This window comes from Acidimicrobiales bacterium (assembly GCA_035533095.1).
Lineage (GTDB): Bacteria > Actinomycetota > Acidimicrobiia > Acidimicrobiales > Palsa-688 > DATLUM01.
In genome coordinates this window covers 1-18187 of record DATLUM010000059.1, presented here as the reverse complement: position 1 = coordinate 18187, position 18187 = coordinate 1, and the positions used below count along the sequence as shown (strand labels likewise).

The window sequence follows — 18187 nt, the reverse complement described above, 5'->3', positions numbered from 1 at the left end:
TTACCTCGGTCCCTTCATACACGTCTCATTCACGTCACGCCGGGCCGCGCTCGAGAGCGAGCGCGGCGTCGACGAGCGCGAGATGCACCGAGGTCGAAGGGAGATTTCCCGTCAACTCCGCCGCGACCGGGTCGGCCGCTTCGGAAAGGATCCCTGTGGGCCCCGCCAGCCCGAGCACCGCTTCCATCCGCTCGTGAGCCTCGTCCCACCGCTCCATTTCAGCGAGCGCGCGGGCGGCCCACAGGGTCGCGAGCAGGTCAGGGTTGTCGGGGCCGGCGTGCCCGTCGTCCACCTTCTCCGGGTAGCGGTAGAGCAGGCCGCCGGCGCTGAGGCGCTCGAGGACCCGGTCGACAGTCGCCTCCACGACGTGGTGGCGGGGCGGCCAGGGTCCGGTCCAAGCCGCCCGTAGTAGGGCAGCGTCCGGTTCGTCGCCGGCGGACTGGGCCCCGTCGCGGCGCAGGCCGCCGTCGGCTGCGAAGCCCGAATCCTCGATCCACGACATCGCTGCCCTCGCCTCCTGCTGCCAGACCGCGGCGGAGAGGTCCAGCGGGTTGGCCTGCCGGGCGTGGCGGGCCATGCGATCGAAAGCGAGCCACGCCTGCAGGCCGGTCGAGACGAGCCTCGCCGGCGGACCCTGCGAGAGCCACACGCCGGCGTCGGGATCCGACCAGTGATCGGCGAGCCAGTCGGTGGCGCCACACAGCGCCGGCCACGAGGCCGAGAGGGGACCGGGGTCGCCCGGCCGCCCTCCCGGGCCGCGCATGCTCGCTCCGATCACGCCGGCGACGGCGCCGTAGCAGTCGATGTCCTCGAGGTCGAGCGGGACCCCGGCCACCACCGGCTGCGACATCCTCCACCCTTGGAGCGGCAACTCCTCCGATCCCGGCGGCGGCTGGCCGTCTGCATCGAGCCACGCCGGCCACGGCAGTGGAGCGTCCGTCACGGAACGCCGAAGCCAGGCCTCCGCCGCCTCCGCGTCCTCGGCGAACCCCGCCGCTGCCAGGGTGGCGACAGCCGAGCTGGCGTCCTGCCAGCGCACCCACCGCCCGTCGGAGTTGCGCTCGCTGCCGGGCCTGCGGGGCAGCGAGGTCGTGCCGGCCGCGACCGGTGCTCCGGCTGGGCCGGTGAGGCACCTCACTGCCAGGAGGCTGCGTTCGACGGCGGCCCGGTACACGCCTGTGTAGGCGAGCACCGACAGCCAGCTCCTCCAGGCGGTCTCCGTCTCGTGGGCCAACCGCAACGCCGCGTCGAGCGTGAGAGGAGCCTCCGAACCGGAGCGGGGCCCGGCAGTCACGGCGAAACCTTCCCCTTCCTCCAGCCGCTTCACCGCCCGCCACCTCTGGACGTCCCGGCCGAGAGGCTCCGCCAGGAGGGGGAACCCGACCTGCACGGCCAGGTCGTCGACAACGACCCCATCCGGCGTTCCCATTACGTCGCGTGCCCCGGCGAAAGGACCGGCGGGGTACACCTCGACCTCCACGTCGACGGGGCCGGACAGAGCCCTCACCACCCTGACGATCCTCCCGCCCACCTCCAACCCGGAGCCGGGCCACGGGAGGAAGTCGACGACCGACACCCGCCTGCCCCCCGGCCCTTCGAGGATGTTCTCGGCGACGTTCGTGCCGCTGCGGTACCGCAGATTCCCCGGGGGCAGCCGGCGGGGCGCGGAGGGCCCGTCGCGTTCCGGGCCGACCCTGATGGCACCGCCGGCGGGGTCAAGCAGCCGCCAAAGGACCGGAGCGGACCCGATGCCGCCGGGGCAGTACCAGTCGATCGTGGCGTCCGCCGAGACGAGAGCGCCGAACCTCCCGTTTCCGATCCAGGCTCGTGCCCCGAGTGGGACGCGAGAGGGGTCGGTGATCAACGGGTCAGCTGCCTACGTCGACGATCTCGACCTTCTGGGCGCCTCGAGGCGCCTCGTAGGAGACGGTCTCGCCCTTCTTCTTGCCGATCAACGCCTGCCCGAGTGGCGAGTTGGGCGAGATCACCTCGACCCCGTCCCGCCGCTCCTCGATGGAACCGATCAGGTACTTCTCCACCTCGTCGTCACCCTCGTAGCGCAGCGAGACGACCGCACCGGCGACGACCACGCCGTCCTCGGCGGCGGATCCGTCGACGATCTCGACGTCCTTGAGCATCGCCTCGAGCCGGCGGATCCGGGCCTCCATCTTCCCTTGGGTGTCCTTGGCAGCGTGGTAGTCGCCGTTCTCCGAGAGGTCACCGAGGGCCCGAGCGGCCTCGATGGCTCGGGCGATCTCTATCCGGCCGCGGGTGCGCAGGTCTTCCAGCTCCGCCTTGAGCCGTTCGAAAGTGTCCTGGGTCAGTTGGTGCGGGGCAGCCATACGTGCCCAGGCTAGTGGTGGTTGACGGAAGGCCGGCCATCAGCGAGACTGGTGGGACCGTGAAGCGACCCGCCCCCTCTTGCAGCATCGTAATCATCGTGTAGCGCATCGGCCTGCCCGCCGGTGCGCTTCGTGGACCGTCCCTTTGGGGGCGGTCGTTTTGTGTCCAGACCCGAGACAGGAGCCAGCAGGAACGTGACCACCTACAAGATCGCCGTGATCCCCGGAGACGGGATCGGAACCGAGGTGATCGCAGAAGGGCTCAAAGTCGCGCGGGCGGCCGGTGCCTCCCTGGACACGACCGAATACGACCTCGGCGGGCGCCGCTACCTGGCGACCGGGGAGGTGCTGCCCGACGCCGTCCTCGACGAGCTGCGCGGTTTCGACGCCATCCTCCTCGGCGCGATCGGCACCCCGGAGGTGCCGCCGGGCGTGCTGGAGCGGGGTCTGCTGTTGAGGATGCGTTTCGAGCTCGACCTGTACATCAACCTGCGGCCTTTCGTAGCGGACTCCAGCGTCGGTGCCGGGGTGCCGATCGACTTCTCGGTGGTCCGGGAGAACACGGAAGGCGCCTACGCAGGCGAGGGTGGTTTCTTGCGCAAAGGTACGGAGCAGGAGATCGCGACGCAGGGGTCCGTGAACACGCGCTTCGGCGTGGAGCGTTGCATCAGGTACGCGTTCGACCTGGCACGGTCCCGGGACCGCCGGCATCTCACGTTGGTCCACAAGACCAACGTGCTCACGTTCTCGGGGGACCTCTGGCAGCGGACCTTCGACCAGGTGGCACTCGAGTACCCCGACGTCACCACGGCCTACAACCACATCGACGCCTCGTGCATCTACTTCGTCGAGAGCCCGCAGCGCTACGACGTGATCGTCACCGACAACCTGTTCGGGGACATCCTCACCGACCTCGGGGGGGCGATCGCCGGCGGCATCGGCCGGGCCGCCTCGGGGAACCTCAATCCCGAGCGCACAGGGCCCTCCATGTTCGAGCCAGTCCACGGGTCCGCGCCCGACATTGCGGGCACCGGCAAGGCGAACCCGGTAGCCGCGATCGTGTCAACCGCGATGATGCTCGACTTCCTCGGGGCCGGCGACGCCGCCTCCCGCATAACCAAGGCGGTCTCGGGATTCGTCCCGGGTTCCGGCAGCTCCACCTTCCAGGTGGGCGACGCGATCGCAGAAAGGGTGTAGTCCGATGCCGATCACCAAGACCGAGAAGATCTGGATGGACGGCGAATTCGTCGACTGGGACGAAGCCCGCGTGCACATCCTCACCCACTCCCTCCACTACGGCTGCGGTGTGTTCGAGGGGATCCGCGCCTACCCGACCGAGACCGGGCCTGCGGTGTTCCGGCTCACAGACCACATCGTCCGGCTCTTCAATTCGGCGAAGATCTTCATGATCGACGTCCCCTTCACTGTCGAGGAGCTCATCGAGGCGACCAAGGCGACGGTTCGCGTCAACGGTCTCTCCGAGTGCTACATCCGCCCGCTCGTGTACCTGGGCTATGGGGAGATGGGCCTCAATCCTCTGCCGGCCCCCGTGAACGTGTCGATTGCGGTGTGGCCGTGGGGCGCCTACCTCGGCGACGAAGGGGTTGCCAACGGCGTCCGCATGAAGATCAGTTCCTGGCAGCGCCACGACCCCAACGCCATGCCGCCGGCAGCGAAGGGAACCGGCATGTACATCAACTCGTCCATGGCGAAAGTAGAGGCGTTGAAGGCCGGCTACGACGAGGCGATCCTCCTGTCCCCGCAGGGCTACGTTTCCGAGTGCACAGGCGAGAACATCTTCGTCGTTCGCCACGGCAAGATCATCACCCCGCCGCTGTCCGCCGGCGCGCTCGAGGGAATCACCCAGAGCTCTGTGATGACCATCGCCCGCGACCTCGGCTTCGAGACGGAGGTGGGCAACATCCTCCGGTCCGACCTCTACATCGCGGAAGAGGCGTTCCTTTCGGGCACGGCCGCAGAAGTGGTGCCCATCGCGTCGGTGGACGACCGCCCGGTCGGGGACGGCAAGCCCGGCCTGATGACCCGCCAGATCCAGGAGGTCTACCAGGCCGCGGTGCGCGGGAAGGTAGACCGCTACAAGGACTGGGTCGAGCATGTCGGGTGATCACGCGCACCTGGTCCCCCCCGAACTGCCGGAGGCGGTAGACGTCTACGACACCACGTTGCGGGACGGATCGCAGCAAGAGGGACTGTCGCTCACCGTCGACGACAAGCTGCGCGTCGCCGAGCAGCTCGACCACCTCGGGGTCCAGTACATCGAAGGCGGGTGGCCGGGGGCGAACCCCAAGGACGCCGAGTTCTTCCGCAGGGCCGCCGCCGGCGAGCTCAACCTTCAGACTGCGACGCTCGTCGCGTTCGGGTCGACGCGCAAAGCCGGCGGGCGGGCGGAGACGGACCCCGTGCTCGCCGACATGCTCGCAGCGCAGACCTCCGTGGTGTGCCTCGTCGCCAAGTCCGCGGAGTGGCACGTCACAGAGACTCTGCGGACGAGCCTCACCGAGGCGATCGACATGGTCGCCGACTCGGTCGGCTACCTCGTGGCGCAGGGCAAGCGGGTGTTCCTCGACGCAGAGCACTTCTTCGACGGTTACCGCTCGAACCCGGCCTTCAGCACCGACGTGCTTCGTGCCGCGGCTGGCGCCGGTGCCGAGGTCCTCGTCCTGTGTGACACCAACGGCGGCAGCCTTCCGTTCGAAGTAGAGCGGGTGGTCGGAGAGCTACGCCAACACGCCCTCGACCCCGGTACTGCCCTCGGCTGCCACTTCCACAACGACTCCGGCTGCGCCGTCGCCAACTCCCTCATGGCGGTACGCATGGGGGTCACCCAGATTCAAGGCTGCATCAACGGATACGGCGAACGGACCGGCAATGCCGACCTGACCGCGGCTGTACCGGACCTCACCTTGAAGATGGGTGTCGAGACGATCGGTCTGGACCGCCTGCCGCGTCTCACCTCGGTGGCGCACCACATCGCGGAGGTGGTGAACATCGCGCCCCACCCGCACCAGCCGTTCGTCGGCGCGTCCGCGTTCGCGCACAAAGCCGGCCTGCACACGAGCGCCATCGCCAGGCAGCGCGACGCCTACGAGCACGTCGACCCGGAATCGGTCGGCAACGGCACCCGGTTCGTCGTCAGCGAGATGGCGGGCCGCTCCACCGTCGCCTTGAAGGCGGAGCAGCTGGGGCTGTCCCTCGACGACAGCGTCCTCGCCGCCGTGGTCGAACAGCTCAAGGACCTGGAACACCGCGGGTACCACTTCGAGGTCGCTGACGGCTCGCTCGAGCTGTTGATGAGGGCGGCGACGGGGTGGAAGCAGTCGTTTTTCAGGTTGGAGTCGCACAGGGTGATCACCGACCTTCGCGACGACGGGTCATTTGTGACCGAGGCGACCGTCAAGGTGCTGGTGGGCGACGACCGGGTCATAACCACGGCGGAGGGGAACGGACCGGTGAACGCGCTCGACGCCGCCCTGCGCAAGGCGATCGGCCCGGTGTTCCCGAATCTCGCGCACGTCCACCTCACAGACTTCAAGGTCCGGGTGCTCGACACCAGCAAGGGGACCGCGGCGGTCACCCGGGTGCTGATCGACTCGACGGACGGGGAGCGCAGCTGGACCACCATCGGGGTATCGGAGAACGTGATCGAGGCGTCGTGGGCCGCCCTTGAGGACTCGATCGTGTTCGGGTTGCTGCATGGAGCGGCAGGCCAGCAGAATCAGCCTCTGTGACCCAACCAAACCACGTACCGGTACAGGCCTCCGACCGGGTCAGGCCATCGGCCCTGCTCCCACCGCCCGTTGCGTGGTACCAGGAAAGGCCGGCCGAGCAGACCGAGCTGGCTCAACCCAGGGGCCCTCGCTTCGGGTCCACGGGCCCCGACCTCGGCTACGGGCTCAAGCTTGCCAGGCGGCTCATCCCGCGGCTGCAGCTCACCGAGGGCGAGCACGAAGACGCCACCGTCGCCGGCTGCTTCGCCTGTGGCACGCGCCGCTCGGCCCAGTTCGGCAGGGCACCGGTCATCTACGACATGGAATGGGCGTACACCCTGTGGGGGTTCCTCGGCGGAGCCCCCGACGACCTCGTCTCGTGGCGCAAGAGGATGTTCAGCGGCGCCGCTGAGCACTACTGGGACCAGCGCGAGATCGTCGACGCGGTCCGGCTCGAGACCCTCGCACTGACCGCGGCCCAGGTACGCGAGAGGCTCGGTTCGTGGAAGGAACTGTTGATCGTATGACTGGGTCTTTTTCCATGTCCATCGCTGAAGCCGACGCGCAGCTCACCGCCCCTGGCCAGATGTTCGAGGTCGACGAGGTCGAGATCCGCGGCATCCCGACCAAGGTCTGGAAGAACTGCCCCGCAACGCTCGCCGACATCCTGACCCTGAGCCGAGGGCACGGCGACAAGACCTTCCTCGTCTACGAAGACGAGCACATGACCTTCGAGGAGCATTTCCGCGCCTGCGCCCATCTCGCCACGATCCTGCGCGACCGGTTCGGAGTCCGCGAGGGCGACAGGGTGGCCATAGCCATGCGGAACTTCCCCGAGTGGTCCGTCGCATTCTGGGCGGCGTCGGCCGCCGGTGCCGTCGTCGTGCCGCTCAACGCCTGGTGGACGGGGGAGGAGCTGCAGTACGGGCTCGCCGACTCGGGGACCGAGGTTCTGATAGCCGACGAAGACCGCGCCGCGCGTATCGCCCCCCATCTCGCTGATCTGCCGGAGCTCGAGGTCACGGTCGTGGTTCGCGGCGGCGCGTCGGTGCCTGCCGAGGGGATGCTGCGCTGGGAGGACGTCGTCGGCCAGGTACCCGAGAGCGCCGAGCTGCCGTCGGTCAACGTCGCCACTGACGACGACGCGACGATCTTCTACACCTCCGGTACCACGGGGCGGCCCAAGGGTGCGCTCGGAACGCACCGCAACATCTGCACCAATCCGATCAGCCTTTTCTACGTCAACGTCCGCAACGCGTTGCGCGCAGGGGTCGACGCCGCAGGCGACGGGTCCCAGAACGCGTACCTGCTGTCGGTGCCGTTCTTCCACGCCACGGGCTGCCATTCGGTCCTGGTCGCCAACGCGCTCGCCGGCGGGAAGCTCGTCATCATGTACCGCTGGGACGCCGGCCGGGCGCTCGAGCTGATCGAGCGCGAGCGGATCACCACGTTCGGCGGCGTGCCGACGATGGTGATGCAGGTGCTGGACCACCCTGATTTCGACTCGCGCGACACCTCGAGCGTCAAGGCGGTCGGCTACGGGGGCGCGCCGGCGCCTCCCGAACTGGTCCGCAGGATCCAGGAGCAGTTCGGCTCCGTGCCCGCCTCGAACGGCTACGGGCTGACCGAGACCTCCTCGCTCTCGACGATGAACGCCGGCGAGGACTACGTGAAGAAGCCCGACAGCGTCGGCCCTCCGGTTCCCGTCGTGACGGTGAAGGTCGTCGACGCCGATGGCCGGGAGTTGGCGCTCGGCTCGGTCGGCGAGCTCTGGATCAAGGGGCCGAACGTCGTGAAGGGCTACTGGGGCAAGCCCGAGGCGACGGCGCAGACGTTCAGCGACGGTTGGCTTCACACCGGCGACATCGCGCGGCTGGACGAGGAGAATTTCGTCTACATCGTCGACCGTGCCAAGGACATGCTGATCCGCGGCGGGGAGAACATCTACTGCGTGGAGATCGAGGCTGTTCTCTACGAGCACCCGGCGGTGGCGGACGCGGCGGTGATCGGCGTTGCGCACCCGACGCTCGGTGAGGAGCCGGCGGCGGTCGTCCAGGTGAGAGCTGGTTGTTCGGTGACCGAGAGCGAGCTGCAGGAATTTGTGCGGACGAAGCTGGCGTCGTTCAAGGTCCCGGTGAAGGTGTGGTTCTACGACGGGCCCCTGCCGCGCAACCCGGCAGGGAAGATCCTGAAGCGCGAGCTCCGCGATGAGCTGGTGGGCGCGTAGCGCTCTAGCCGACGGCCGATTCGAGGAACGCCTGCAAGGAGTCGAGGTCGTCCGGCGTCGCGACATTGGCGCGCTCGGAGTCGTCGACCGTGCGCTTGACCATTCCGGACAGCTCGCTGCCAGGCCCTAGCTCGAGGTAATGGGTTACGCCGAGTTCGCGGAGCTTGACCAGCGACTGGCGCCAGCGGACCGGCGACACGAGCTGGCGAGAGAGGAGTTCATGCCAGCCGTCGCGGTGAGGGGCAGCGTCCACGTTCGCGACCACGTCGATCTCTGAGTCGTGGAAGTGCGCCTCCCGCAAGGCCTCCTCGAGCCTGCCCTGTGCCGAGGCCATGAGAGGGGAGTGGAATGCCCCCCCAACCGGCAGTGCCATGACGCGTTTGGCGCCGAGCTGCCGGGCGGCTTCGCCGGCGGCCGCCACGCCGGCGGAAGTGCCGGAGATAACGAATTGGCCCGGAGCGTTGTCGTTGGCGGGCCATGCGCCGTCGACGCCGGCGCACGCCTCGGCGACCTGGGCCGGCTCGAGGCCGAGCACCGCCGCCATGGTGCCGGGCTCCTTGTCGGCCGCCGTTTGCATCGCCTCGCCCCGCGCCGCCACGAGGCGCGCCGCCCCAATGGCATCGAGAGCGCCGGCGGCGGTGAGCGCCGTGTACTCACCGAGGCTGTGACCTGCCACCGCCCGGGGCGCGGGCGCGTACTCCAGACCGGAGGAGCGCGCCGCGTAGAGGGTGACGAGGCTCAGCGCGAACGCGGCGAGCTGGGAGTTGCGGGTCGCCTTGAGAGTCTCGGCGTCGGCGTCGAGGAGCAACGCCGCGACGTCGCGGCCGGTGGCCTCCGCGATGCGCTCGACGGCGGACCAGGCCGGATGGTCCTTCCAGGGGACTCCCATCTGGGGTCGTTGCGAGCCTTGGCCGGGGAACAGGAGCGCGAGCACGGGCAACGAAGCTACAGCGCTCGCGGGCAGGCGCCATAGCTGCTGTGCTCACTAACGTGACCCCATGGCCGCCCCGAAGTCCCGCAGACCTGTCATAGCGGGCCTCGGCATGACCGAGATGGGCGCCATCTACGGCCGCAACGCAGCGAGCTTCGCGAGAGAGGCAATCCGCCTCGCGGTCGCCGACGCCGGCCTGCAACTGGGCGACGTCGACGGTCTGCTCACCTCCAACGGGACCAGCGGTGGCGTCGGTCTCGGTCTTCAACGCGAACTCGGCCTGCGCGATCTCCGCCTCTTGTCCGAGATGCAGGGTTATGGTTCGACCGCGGGCTCCATGGTGCAGTTCGCATCGATGGCGGTGCAGTCGGGGATGGCCGAAGTAGTGGTGTGCGTTTTTGCGGACGCGCCGCTGCGGCCGGGGCGTTCCGCCGGCGACGTCTATGGCGCGCGGCGCAGGAACGCCAACCCGGTTGCACCCGATCGTCCTGCCGAACCGCCTAAGCCCACCCTCCATGGATGGAGCGGCCTGACCATCTCCGCCGGCGCCATCGGTGCGAACACGCTTTACGCGCTCGCCGCGCGCCGGCACATGAACCGATTCGGAACCACCAGCGAGGATTTCGGAGCGATCGCCGTAGCCCAGCGCGCGTGGGCCGCCATGAACCCCGCCGCCGCGAAGCGTGACCCCATCACGCTCGAGGACCACAAGAGCTCGCGCGTGATCGCGGACCCGTTCCGCCTGCTTGACTGCTGCCTCGTGTCCAACGGGGGCGTCGCCGTCGTCGTCACGACCGAAGCGCGAGCCGCCGATCTGTGCCAACCACCCGTCCACGTCAACGGTTGGGCACAGTGCCATCCGGGCCGGCTGTTCGAGCACGACGAGGAATTCGGGCTCGTGACAGGCGCCGCGCTCTCCGGGCCGCAGGCACTGTCGATGGCGTGCGTCAAGCTCGACGACGTCGACGTAGCGCAGATCTACGACTGCTACACCTACACCGTCCTCGTGTCGCTCGAGGACTACGGGTTCTGCGCGAAGGGGGAAGGGGGCGCGTTCGTGTCCACCGGCGGGCAGATCGGCCCCGGGGGTCGCCTCAAGCTGAACACCGGCGGCGGACAGCTCTCCTCGTTCTACATGTGGGGATTCACGCCGCTCACCGAAGCGATCATCCAGGTCCGCGGGCAGGGCGGCGAACGCCAGGTCGAACGCCACGACGTTGCGCTCGTCAGCGGCAACGGCGGGATCCTTGACCATCACGCCACGCTCGTGCTCGGGACGGGACCGGCGTGAGCATCCCGGCTGTAGCACGCGACGAGGCAAGTGAAGAGTTCTTCGACGGCACCGCCGCCGGCGTCTACCTGATCCGGCGCTGCGAGCCCCACGGCCACGCGTCCAAGCCACAGGCGCTGCAGTGCTCCTTCTGCGCCAGTGAGGATCTCCGGTGGGAGCCCTCGAGCGGCGAAGCGAGACTCGTCAGCTGGGCCGTGCTGCCACCGCCGGCGTCGTCTGTGGTAGCCGTCGCGGAGCTCAAAGAGGGACCGTGGATGTGGGCGGCGCTCCTCTGCGACGACCCGGCCGTGCTGCAGGAGGGGATGGCGCTGCGCGTAGCGTTCGAACGCCCGCCAGGCAGCGAAGCCATCCCCGTGCTTGTACCCGCCGGCGCCTGAATGGTGACCGGCGAGACCGGCTTGCAGCGCCGCCCGCTCATCGTCATGGCGGACGGCCCCGACGGGCCGCTACCTGATCCGGCTCTCGTAGCCGGCGTCGTGGGCGTCGCCGACGCGGAGGTGGTGCTCGGATGGGTGGTGCGCCGGCCCTCTTGGCTGGAGACAACCGGGGTCCCGGTCACCACCCTGCTCACCGGCCCCGGCACCCGTGCCGCGGTGGCCTCGGGCAGGGTTCGAGCCGTACCCGCCCGGCTGTCAGCGATCCCCGGCCTGGTCGCCGGGAGGCTGCGACCTGACGTGGCGGTCGTGGGGGCGTACGAGACCGCTAGCGGGTGGCGTCTTGCCCACAGCCCCGGGTTCGCGATAGCCGCAGTGGCGAACGCAAAGAGGGTGGTCGTGGAACGCTGGAAGGGCGGGGATCCGCAGGGCTTCCCGGCGCTCGATGTGGACGTGCACGAGGTGATCGATCGGTCCGACCCGCCGGATCCGCCTCCGATCAACGATCCGGGACCCGCGCACCAGCGGATCGGTGAACTGGTCTCGGCTCTCATTAGCGAGGGAGCGACGATCCAGTGGGGACCCGGCGTGGTGGGCGCCTCCGTCATCTCCTCACTGCGGGTCCCTGTCCGCGTTCGCTCCGGGCTCGTCACCGACGAGCTCGTCTCACTGCACCGCGCTGGCTGGCTGGTCGATCCGGCCGAAGCCGCGTACATCTGGGGTGGCGACGCGCTGAAAGCGATGGTCGCCGGCGGCGGGCTGCGACTACGCGACGTCGACCACACCCACGACCTCACGGCGATTTCCGGTATCGAACGGTTCGTGGCGATCAACACCGCATTGCAGGTCGGGCTCGACGGCTCGGCCAACGTGGAGGTCGCTCGCGGCCGGATCGTCGCGGGCGCCGGCGGTCACCCCGACTTCAGCACAGGCGCCTCGAGGTCGCCGGGAGGTATGTCCATAGTGGCCCTCCCGTCGACGGCAGGGGGCAGGTCCACGATCGTGCCCGCGCCGGAGGTCGTGACCACCCCGCGGAGCGACGTGGACCTGATCGTCACCGAACACGGCATCGCCGACCTGCGCGGCCTCACTGCCGCCGAGCGAGCCCAGCGGATCATCGACGTCGCGGCACCCGAGTTCCGCGACGAGCTCCGAGGAGGGCTCAGGCCTTGATGGCCACGTACTTGACGTCCAGGTACTCTTCGATCCCCTCTCGGCCACCTTCGCGACCGAATCCGGACTGCTTCACACCGCCGAAGGGAGCAGCCGGGTTGGACACCACGCCGGCGTTGATGCCGACCATCCCCGCCTTGATCCCCTCTGCGACACGGATCGCCCGGTCGAGATTGGTGGTGTACGCGTAGGCGACCAGGCCGTACTCCGTGGAGTTGGCGGCGCCGACCGCATCCTCTTCCGACTCGAACGGGATCACCGGCGCGACGGGCCCGAATATCTCCTCGTCGAGCAGCCGGGCGCCCCGTGGAACCGACGAGAGAACGGTAGGCGGGTAGAAGTACCCGGGCCCCTCCGGCAACTCTGCCCCGCATGAGGGAACCGCTCCCTTCGCGAGTGCGTCGTCGACCAGCTCGACGACCTTGGCCCTTTGCTTCTCGCTGACCAGCGGTCCGACGTTGACGCCCACGTCGGTCCCGCGGCCGACCTTCAGAGCGCCCATCCGCTCGGCCAGCCGGTGCGAGAACTCGTCGGCGACGTCGCGCTGCACGTAGAAGCGGTTTGCGGACGTGCACGCCTCGCCGCCGTTGCGCATCTTGGCGAGCATCGCCCCGTCGACCGCTGCTTCGATGTCTGCGTCCGCGAACACGAGGAACGGTGCGTTGCCGCCGAGTTCCATCGAGACGCGTAGCACCTGCTCCGACGATGCCTCGATCAGCTTCTTGCCGACAGCGGTGGAGCCGGTGAAAGAGAGTTTGCGCAGTCTTGGGTCACGGATGAGCGGGCCGGTGGTGCTGTTTGCGTCGGTGGTCGTCACCACGTTCAGCACACCGGCAGGCAGTCCGCAGTCGATCAGGATCTGTGCCATCGCAAGAGAACACAGGGGAGTGAGGGCCGCCGGCTTCAGCACCATGGTGCAACCCGCTGCGATCGCCGGGCCGATCTTGCGGGTTCCCATCGCCATGGGGAAGTTCCACGGCGTGATGAGAAGCGCCGGGCCGACCGGCTGGCGCATCACCAGCAGCCGGCTGCCGCCACCCGGCGCCACCTTGTAGTCGCCGGCGATGCGCACCGCCTCCTCCGAGAACCACCGGAAGAACTCGGCCGCGTACGAGATCTCAGCCTTCGACTCGGAGACCGGTTTGCCCATCTCCAGGGTCATGAGCACAGCGAGCTCGTCCGCGCGCTCGGTAAGGGCTTCGAACGCCCGCCTCAGGATCTCCCCCCGCTCCCGCGGGGGCGTCGCCGCCCACTCCGGGAGGGCGGCCTGCGCAGCCGCGAGCGCCTGCAAGGCGTCGGCGGAGTCGGCGTTGGCGACCTCGGCGATCGGGTTCCCGGTCGAGGGGTCCTCCACCTCGAACGTCGTCCCCCCGGCGGCCGGCCGCCACTTCCCGTCTATCAGCAGCCCGCTCGGGACGGCTTCGAGTATGCGCTGTTCCTGTGTGGCGTCAATAGGTGCTTTCATCCCGTTATGCGCCTATTGCTGGTAGTGCTCGACGACTTCGGCGTCCCGCAGTTGCGCCTCGGCGGGATCCTTTCCGGCGTTCCGGCGGGCCCTGCGCTGTCGGAGGAGGTCCCAGCACTGGTCCAGCTGCACCTCGAGCTGCTCGAGGCGGGCTCGGTCCTCGTCGGAAAGCTCCGCCGCGGCGTGAGCTCTCTCGAGCTCGTGCTCTTGGGCGACGAGACGGTCGATCTGTTCCACGATCTCGCTGTCGTTCATGGGTCTCCCATCGTTGTTTCGGACCTTCACCGGCTAGGGGCTGTGCCCCTTGTCACACTCGCAATACCCGAAGCCTCGGCATAATGCCGGGCCCGGCGGGGTTATTTCACCATGCAATGAATCAGACGCTGTCCCATTCCCCCGATCTCCTAGGCCTCTATCTTGACGAGGCGGGAAGCTTCCCGCTTCTCACCAAGGCCGACGAGATGCGTCTCGGCCAGATCATCCAGGATGGCCAGAGCGCTCAGGCCGAGCTCGACTCCGGTGTCAAGTTCACGGCCAAGCAGCGGCGCGAGCTGCGGGCCAAGGTGACGGCGGCAGACGACGCAACTCGCGAGTTCATCAACTCCAACCTCCGCCTGGTGGTCTCGGTCGCCCGCAAGTACCAGTGGTCCGGGCTTCCCCTGAGCGACCTCATCCAGGAAGGGAACCTCGGCCTCATCCACGCCGTCGAGAAGTTCGACTGGCGCAAGGGCTTCAAGTTCTCCACCTACGCCACGTGGTGGATCCGCCAGGCCATCGGCCGGGCGGTCGAGAACACCGCGCACACCGTGCGGATCCCGGCCCACGTCGGCGACGAGATCCGCCGGGCACGCCGGCTCCAGTCGGAGTTGGAGATCCGCCTGGGTCGCCCGCCCACGCTCGTCGAACTGGCGGAAGCGCTCGAGACGACCGAATCGGCCGTGGCGGAGCTGTTCCGCTACGACACGGACCCCATGAGCCTCGACGCCTCGGTCGGCGAAGACGGCGACACGAGCCTCGGGGATCTTGTCGTCAACCGGACCGCAGAGTCGCCGTTCGAGGCGGTCGCGGCCTCCATGCTGCCCGCGGAGGTAAACAGCTTTCTCACCCGCCTGTCCGACGAGGAGCGGCAGGTCATCCGTTTGCGCTACGGCCTCGACCGGGGTGAGCCCCGCACCCAGGGTGAGGTTGGGCAGGCCATGCAGCTCACCGCCGAGCGGGTGCGCCGCATCGAGCGCGACGCCATCGGCAAGCTGCGCCGTCACCTCGTCGGTGGCGACGCGCACGACCTTCTCGCCAGCTGACGCAGCACGGCGGGCCGTCTGTGCTCGCCTAGCCTGGCAAGGGTGACAGAGTCCCCCCGCGTCCGGATCGCCCCGTCGCCGACCGGTTATTTCCACGTCGGCACGGGGCGGACGGCGCTGTTCAACTGGCTGTTCGCGCGCCGGACCGGCGGAACGTTCGTCTTGCGGGTCGAGGACACCGACACCGCACGCAACCGGGCGGAGCACGTCGAGGGCATCCTCAGGGCGATGCGGTGGCTCGGTCTCGACTGGGACGAGGGACCGTACTTCCAGTCCGAGCGCGGCGAGTTGTACGCCGCAGCAATCGGGAGGCTGCTGGCCGAGGACAAGGCGTATGCCTGCGACTGCACCCCCGAGCAGGTGGCCGCCCGTGCAAAGGAGAGGGGAGGGCCACCCGGCTACGACGGCCATTGCCGTGACCGGGGCCTGGAGCCGGGGCCGGCCAGGATGGTCCGCTTCCGCACGCCTGACGAAGGGCACACGATCTTCGACGACCTCGTACGCGGGAAGGTCGTCGTCGACAACGCCGTGGTCGAGGACTTCGGTGTCCGCAAGTCGAACGGGGACCCGCTGTTCATCCTCGCGAACGTGGTCGACGATGCAGATATGCGGATCAGTCATGTCGTCCGCGGCGAGGACCACGTATCCAACACCCCCAAGTACCTGCTCCTCTGGGACGCTCTCGGATACGGCCCGCACCCGGTATTCGCGCACCTGCCGCTACTGCTCAACGATGCCCGCAAGAAGCTCTCCAAACGCCGCGACAAGGTTGCCGTCGAGGACTATCGCGACGAGGGGTATCTACCCGAGGCGATGCGCAACTATCTTGCCTTGCTCGGTTGGTCGCCCGGTGGGGACCGCGAGATCATCACGCTCGACGAGATGATCGCCGAGTTCCGCCTCGAGGACGTGAGGAGCGCCGGCGCCATTTTCGACGAGCGCAAGCTTCGCGACGTCAACGCCGAGTATCTGCGCGCGATGCCGGTATCGACCCTGGTCGAGCGCGCTGCTGAGTGGCAAAGGTCGAGGTGGGAGCCGATCGCCGGGCTCGTGCAGGAGAGGGCGCGCACGCTGGCAGAGGTGTACGCCATGACCGACTTCCTCTACCTGCCAGAACCGGTGCTCGACTCGGCGGCCTGGGCGAAGGAGACGCGCCGGCAGCCTGCATTCGGCGCGATCCTCTCGGCGGCCGCCGCGCGGTACGCCTCCATCGAGTGGGAGGCAGAAGAGATACACCAGGCGACCGTCGCAGCCGGCCAGGACGCCGGCGTGGAGCAACCGAGCAAGGCACAGGCGCCCGTCAGGCTCGCCGTGACCGGGCGCTCTGTCGGCCCGCCCCTCTGGGAGTCGTTGGAGCTGCTGGGCCGGGACCGGACCGTCGCGCGCCTCCAGGTGGCGCAGACCCGCCTGCAGACGGAGGCCTGAGAACTGCTGCGATTGAGAGCTCTGCGCTGGCCGGCGCGCGTTGCAGCGTTCGTTGCCGGAGGGCTTGTCGTGTACCTCATCGTGACGTTCGTGCAGGTCTGGTGGGCGTCACGGCAGAACCAGGCTCGCCCCGCCCAGGCCATCATCGTGCTCGGCTCCGCGCAGTACAACGGTGTGCCCTCCCCGGACCTCAAGGCACGGCTCGACCATGCCCTCGCACTCTGGAAGGCCCGCCTCGCCCCAATCGTCGTCGTCACCGGGGGCAAGCAGCCCGGCGACACGTTCAGCGAGGCGTCCGCCAGCGCCAACTACCTCGCGTCGAAGGGGGTGCCGCAGTCGCACATCCTCCGTGAGGTCTCGGGGCGCGACAGCTGGCAGTCGTTGTCGTCGGCAGCGGAGTTCCTTCGAGCTCGCGGCGACACGTCGGTGATCCTCGTGTCGGATCCGTTCCATGACGAACGGATCTCGCTCATGGCCGGGGAGCTTGGGCTCACCCCTTACGTGTCGCCCACGCGCACCTCGCCCATACGCGGGCTGTCGGTGGTCCCTTACTTCGCGAAGGAGACGATCGAGGTCGCCATCGGACGGGTGGTCGGATTCCGGCGCCTCGTGGGCGTCAGCCAACGGGTGCAGCGTTCGTCGGGCAGCGGCTAGAGTGCTCCGGCACCCTTCGGGGGTGGTGTAATCGGCAACACGACAGGTTCTGGCCCTGTTATTGGGGGTTCGAGTCCTCCCCCCCGAGCTTCTCTCCGGCGGAAGCGCCAAGGGTTTTCGGTCTCGTCCAGCCGTCGCCCAAGTAGCCGGCGCTCGACACCCCGCCACCGGGCTCCGGTTGCGCCTCGAGGACCAGCAGGTCCCACCCCGCATCTGCGAGAAGGTTGGCGGCAACCAGATCGTTGGGGCCAGCCCCGATGACACGGCGTCGACCGTTCGGGGACCATACCCAGGTGGGCTGTTGTCCTGCCGTGGGGCGCATGGCTCGTTTGTACGGCCGGCCGCTATGCTCGACCGGCCGTATCGCACGCCCTCGCTGGCTACCGCACGGCCCCATCGTCTAGAGGCCTAGGACACCACCCTCTCAAGGTGGAGACACGGGTTCGAACCCCGTTGGGGCTGCCAGAACAAAAGCGCAGGTCGGGCCGCGCTGACTCTCTTGAGAGACCGCGCGCGGAGACGGCTCCATTAGCGTCTCCGGGCCGGCGTTACACGGGGCGTATGGCCGGCGTCCTTCGGGGATACCTCGGCGAACATCATGGGCGAAGCGCTCTTGGCCGTCATGGTGCGCGGACCGTCGTTCCGGCGCAAGTGCCGCGGTTCTGGCCGCCTTGACTATACCGTAGAACGTAGTATCGTGCTACGGAGTATGACTGGGAGGTGAAGGTGCCGCGTCGCGTGGAGGACCCGAACTGGACCGACCCTGGCCTGTTGGTGATGGCCAGCCTGGCCGAAGGCTCCAAGCATGGCTATGCCATCATCGGCGACGTAGAGGCGACCACCGGCGTGAGGCTCGGACCGGGCACCTTGTACGGGGCGCTGTCCCGGCTCGAGCAGCGTGGTTTGATCGAACAGCTCGACAGTGACGACCCGCGCCGAAGGCCCTACCGGCTGACCTCGCACGGCTCAGCAGTACTCGCCGAGCGGTTGGAGCACATGCGACGTTTCGCCGCCTTGGGACGCAAGCGACTAGCGGCCTCACCGACCCTCGGACTGGCATGAAGACCTCCCGCTGTCACCGGCTCATCCTGGCTGTCTACCCCGAGCCCTTCCGCGACCGTTACGGCGACGAACTGGCCACCGTGACGGCTGACTGCGGAGGTGGGTGGCGAGTCACGTTCGACCTAGCCGTGTCGGCCGTCAAGGCCCGGCTGAACCCCGGCCCGATCACCTCCGGGTCCGAAGGGCGACGACTGAGGCTGGAGACCACCACCAG

At 68.6% G+C, this 18187-nt stretch carries 19 protein-coding genes and 2 tRNA genes; 15 read left to right on the top strand and 6 right to left on the bottom strand.

Going from position 1 to position 18187, the window contains the following annotated elements; translation table 11 throughout:
* Positions 1-34 precede the first annotated feature (34 nt).
* Positions 35-1864, bottom strand: a complete 1830-nt coding sequence (locus tag VNF71_07920; GenBank protein ID HVA74476.1) for a glycoside hydrolase family 15 protein — start codon at positions 1862-1864, stop codon at positions 35-37.
* Between the two features lie 4 nt (positions 1865-1868).
* Positions 1869-2342: a transcription elongation factor GreA gene (gene greA / locus VNF71_07915; GenBank protein HVA74475.1), complete on the bottom strand. Its 474-nt coding sequence runs from the start codon at positions 2340-2342 to the stop codon at positions 1869-1871.
* Between the two features lie 195 nt (positions 2343-2537).
* Here greA and VNF71_07910 point away from each other — a divergent pair, with 195 nt between their 5' ends.
* The 5 genes from VNF71_07910 to VNF71_07890 are packed head-to-tail and all read left to right on the top strand — an operon-like array spanning position 2538 to position 8297.
* Positions 2538-3539, top strand: a complete 1002-nt coding sequence (locus VNF71_07910; GenBank protein ID HVA74474.1) for a 3-isopropylmalate dehydrogenase — start codon at positions 2538-2540, stop codon at positions 3537-3539.
* 4 nt (positions 3540-3543) lie between these two features.
* Positions 3544-4467, top strand: coding sequence for a branched-chain amino acid transaminase (locus tag VNF71_07905; protein ID HVA74473.1), 924 nt, complete (start codon positions 3544-3546; stop codon positions 4465-4467).
* Entirely contained in the window at positions 4457-6091 is a 1635-nt protein-coding gene (gene cimA, locus VNF71_07900; protein ID HVA74472.1) for a citramalate synthase, read from the top strand. The genes VNF71_07905 and cimA overlap by 11 nt, the downstream gene beginning before the upstream one ends.
* Positions 6088-6597, top strand: a complete 510-nt coding sequence (locus VNF71_07895; protein ID HVA74471.1) for a hypothetical protein — start codon at positions 6088-6090, stop codon at positions 6595-6597. Before cimA ends, VNF71_07895 begins: the two co-directional genes overlap by 4 nt.
* Positions 6573-8297, top strand: coding sequence for a class I adenylate-forming enzyme family protein (locus VNF71_07890; GenBank protein HVA74470.1), 1725 nt, complete (start codon positions 6573-6575; stop codon positions 8295-8297). The genes VNF71_07895 and VNF71_07890 overlap by 25 nt, the downstream gene beginning before the upstream one ends.
* Before the next feature lie 4 nt (positions 8298-8301).
* Here the strand turns inward: VNF71_07890 and VNF71_07885 are convergent, their stop codons facing one another.
* Entirely contained in the window at positions 8302-9231 is a 930-nt protein-coding gene (locus VNF71_07885) for an ACP S-malonyltransferase (protein HVA74469.1), read from the bottom strand.
* A 64-nt stretch (positions 9232-9295) separates the two neighbouring features.
* Here VNF71_07885 and VNF71_07880 point away from each other — a divergent pair, with 64 nt between their 5' ends.
* From VNF71_07880 to VNF71_07870, 3 genes are read left to right on the top strand one after another with little or no spacing between them, the layout of a single operon-like run.
* Positions 9296-10519, top strand: coding sequence for a hypothetical protein (locus VNF71_07880; GenBank protein ID HVA74468.1), 1224 nt, complete (start codon positions 9296-9298; stop codon positions 10517-10519).
* The gene (locus tag VNF71_07875; protein ID HVA74467.1) at positions 10516-10896 is read left to right on the top strand and encodes an OB-fold domain-containing protein; all 381 of its coding nucleotides are present in this window, start codon (positions 10516-10518) and stop codon (positions 10894-10896) included. Before VNF71_07880 ends, VNF71_07875 begins: the two co-directional genes overlap by 4 nt.
* Positions 10897-12066 carry an acetyl-CoA hydrolase/transferase C-terminal domain-containing protein gene (locus tag VNF71_07870; GenBank protein ID HVA74466.1) on the top strand — a complete coding sequence of 390 codons (1170 nt, stop codon included), beginning with the start codon at positions 10897-10899 and terminating at the stop codon, positions 12064-12066.
* Here VNF71_07870 and VNF71_07865 read toward each other — a convergent pair.
* Positions 12056-13531, bottom strand: a complete 1476-nt coding sequence (locus VNF71_07865; protein ID HVA74465.1) for an NAD-dependent succinate-semialdehyde dehydrogenase — start codon at positions 13529-13531, stop codon at positions 12056-12058. The two genes, VNF71_07870 and VNF71_07865, sit on opposite strands and share 11 nt — an antisense overlap.
* A 12-nt stretch (positions 13532-13543) precedes the next feature.
* Positions 13544-13786, bottom strand: coding sequence for a DUF2630 family protein (locus VNF71_07860; GenBank protein ID HVA74464.1), 243 nt, complete (start codon positions 13784-13786; stop codon positions 13544-13546).
* A 116-nt stretch (positions 13787-13902) separates the two neighbouring features.
* Between VNF71_07860 and VNF71_07855 the strand changes: the two genes are divergently transcribed.
* The 4 genes from VNF71_07855 to VNF71_07840 all read left to right on the top strand — a co-directional run bounded on the left by VNF71_07855 (position 13903) and on the right by VNF71_07840 (position 16999).
* A complete protein-coding gene (locus VNF71_07855) occupies positions 13903-14832 on the top strand; it encodes a sigma-70 family RNA polymerase sigma factor (GenBank protein HVA74463.1) in 930 nt (309 codons plus the stop codon).
* 42 nt (positions 14833-14874) lie between these two features.
* Complete coding sequence (gene gltX, locus VNF71_07850; GenBank protein ID HVA74462.1) at positions 14875-16257, top strand: glutamate--tRNA ligase; 1383 nt, start codon at positions 14875-14877, stop codon at positions 16255-16257.
* Positions 16258-16269: 12 nt separating this feature from the next.
* Entirely contained in the window at positions 16270-16911 is a 642-nt protein-coding gene (locus VNF71_07845) for a YdcF family protein (protein HVA74461.1), read from the top strand.
* A 16-nt stretch (positions 16912-16927) separates the two neighbouring features.
* Positions 16928-16999 (top strand) — tRNA-Gln (locus tag VNF71_07840).
* Here the strand turns inward: VNF71_07840 and VNF71_07835 are convergent.
* Complete coding sequence (locus VNF71_07835; protein HVA74460.1) at positions 16970-17233, bottom strand: NAD(P)-binding protein; 264 nt, start codon at positions 17231-17233, stop codon at positions 16970-16972. The two genes, VNF71_07840 and VNF71_07835, sit on opposite strands and share 30 nt — an antisense overlap.
* 67 nt (positions 17234-17300) lie before the next feature.
* On the opposite strand from VNF71_07835, the gene VNF71_07830 reads away from it, so the two are divergent.
* The 3 genes from VNF71_07830 to VNF71_07820 all read left to right on the top strand — a co-directional run.
* Positions 17301-17376, top strand: a tRNA-Glu gene (locus VNF71_07830).
* 255 nt (positions 17377-17631) lie between these two features.
* Positions 17632-17973, top strand: coding sequence for a PadR family transcriptional regulator (locus VNF71_07825; GenBank protein ID HVA74459.1), 342 nt, complete (start codon positions 17632-17634; stop codon positions 17971-17973).
* On the top strand, positions 17970-18187 hold a 218-nt coding region (locus tag VNF71_07820; protein HVA74458.1), incomplete at its 3' end, for a hypothetical protein. The genes VNF71_07825 and VNF71_07820, both read left to right, overlap by 4 nt.

What these genes read in the sequence shown, in the direction of transcription:
- greA (HVA74475.1), bottom strand. Translation starts at nt 2,342, where the DNA reads ATGGCTGCCCCGCACCAACTGACCCAGGACACTTTCGAACGGCTCAAG.
- VNF71_07905 (HVA74473.1), top strand. Translation starts at nt 3,544, where the DNA reads ATGCCGATCACCAAGACCGAGAAGATCTGGATGGACGGCGAATTCGTC.
- cimA (HVA74472.1), top strand. Translation starts at nt 4,457, where the DNA reads ATGTCGGGTGATCACGCGCACCTGGTCCCCCCCGAACTGCCGGAGGCG.
- VNF71_07880 (HVA74468.1), top strand. Translation starts at nt 9,296, where the DNA reads ATGGCCGCCCCGAAGTCCCGCAGACCTGTCATAGCGGGCCTCGGCATG.
- VNF71_07870 (HVA74466.1), top strand. Translation starts at nt 10,897, where the DNA reads ATGGTGACCGGCGAGACCGGCTTGCAGCGCCGCCCGCTCATCGTCATG.
- VNF71_07865 (HVA74465.1), bottom strand. Translation starts at nt 13,531, where the DNA reads ATGAAAGCACCTATTGACGCCACACAGGAACAGCGCATACTCGAAGCC.
- VNF71_07860 (HVA74464.1), bottom strand. Translation starts at nt 13,786, where the DNA reads ATGAACGACAGCGAGATCGTGGAACAGATCGACCGTCTCGTCGCCCAA.
- VNF71_07855 (HVA74463.1), top strand. Translation starts at nt 13,903, where the DNA reads ATGAATCAGACGCTGTCCCATTCCCCCGATCTCCTAGGCCTCTATCTT.
- VNF71_07835 (HVA74460.1), bottom strand. Translation starts at nt 17,233, where the DNA reads ATGCGCCCCACGGCAGGACAACAGCCCACCTGGGTATGGTCCCCGAAC.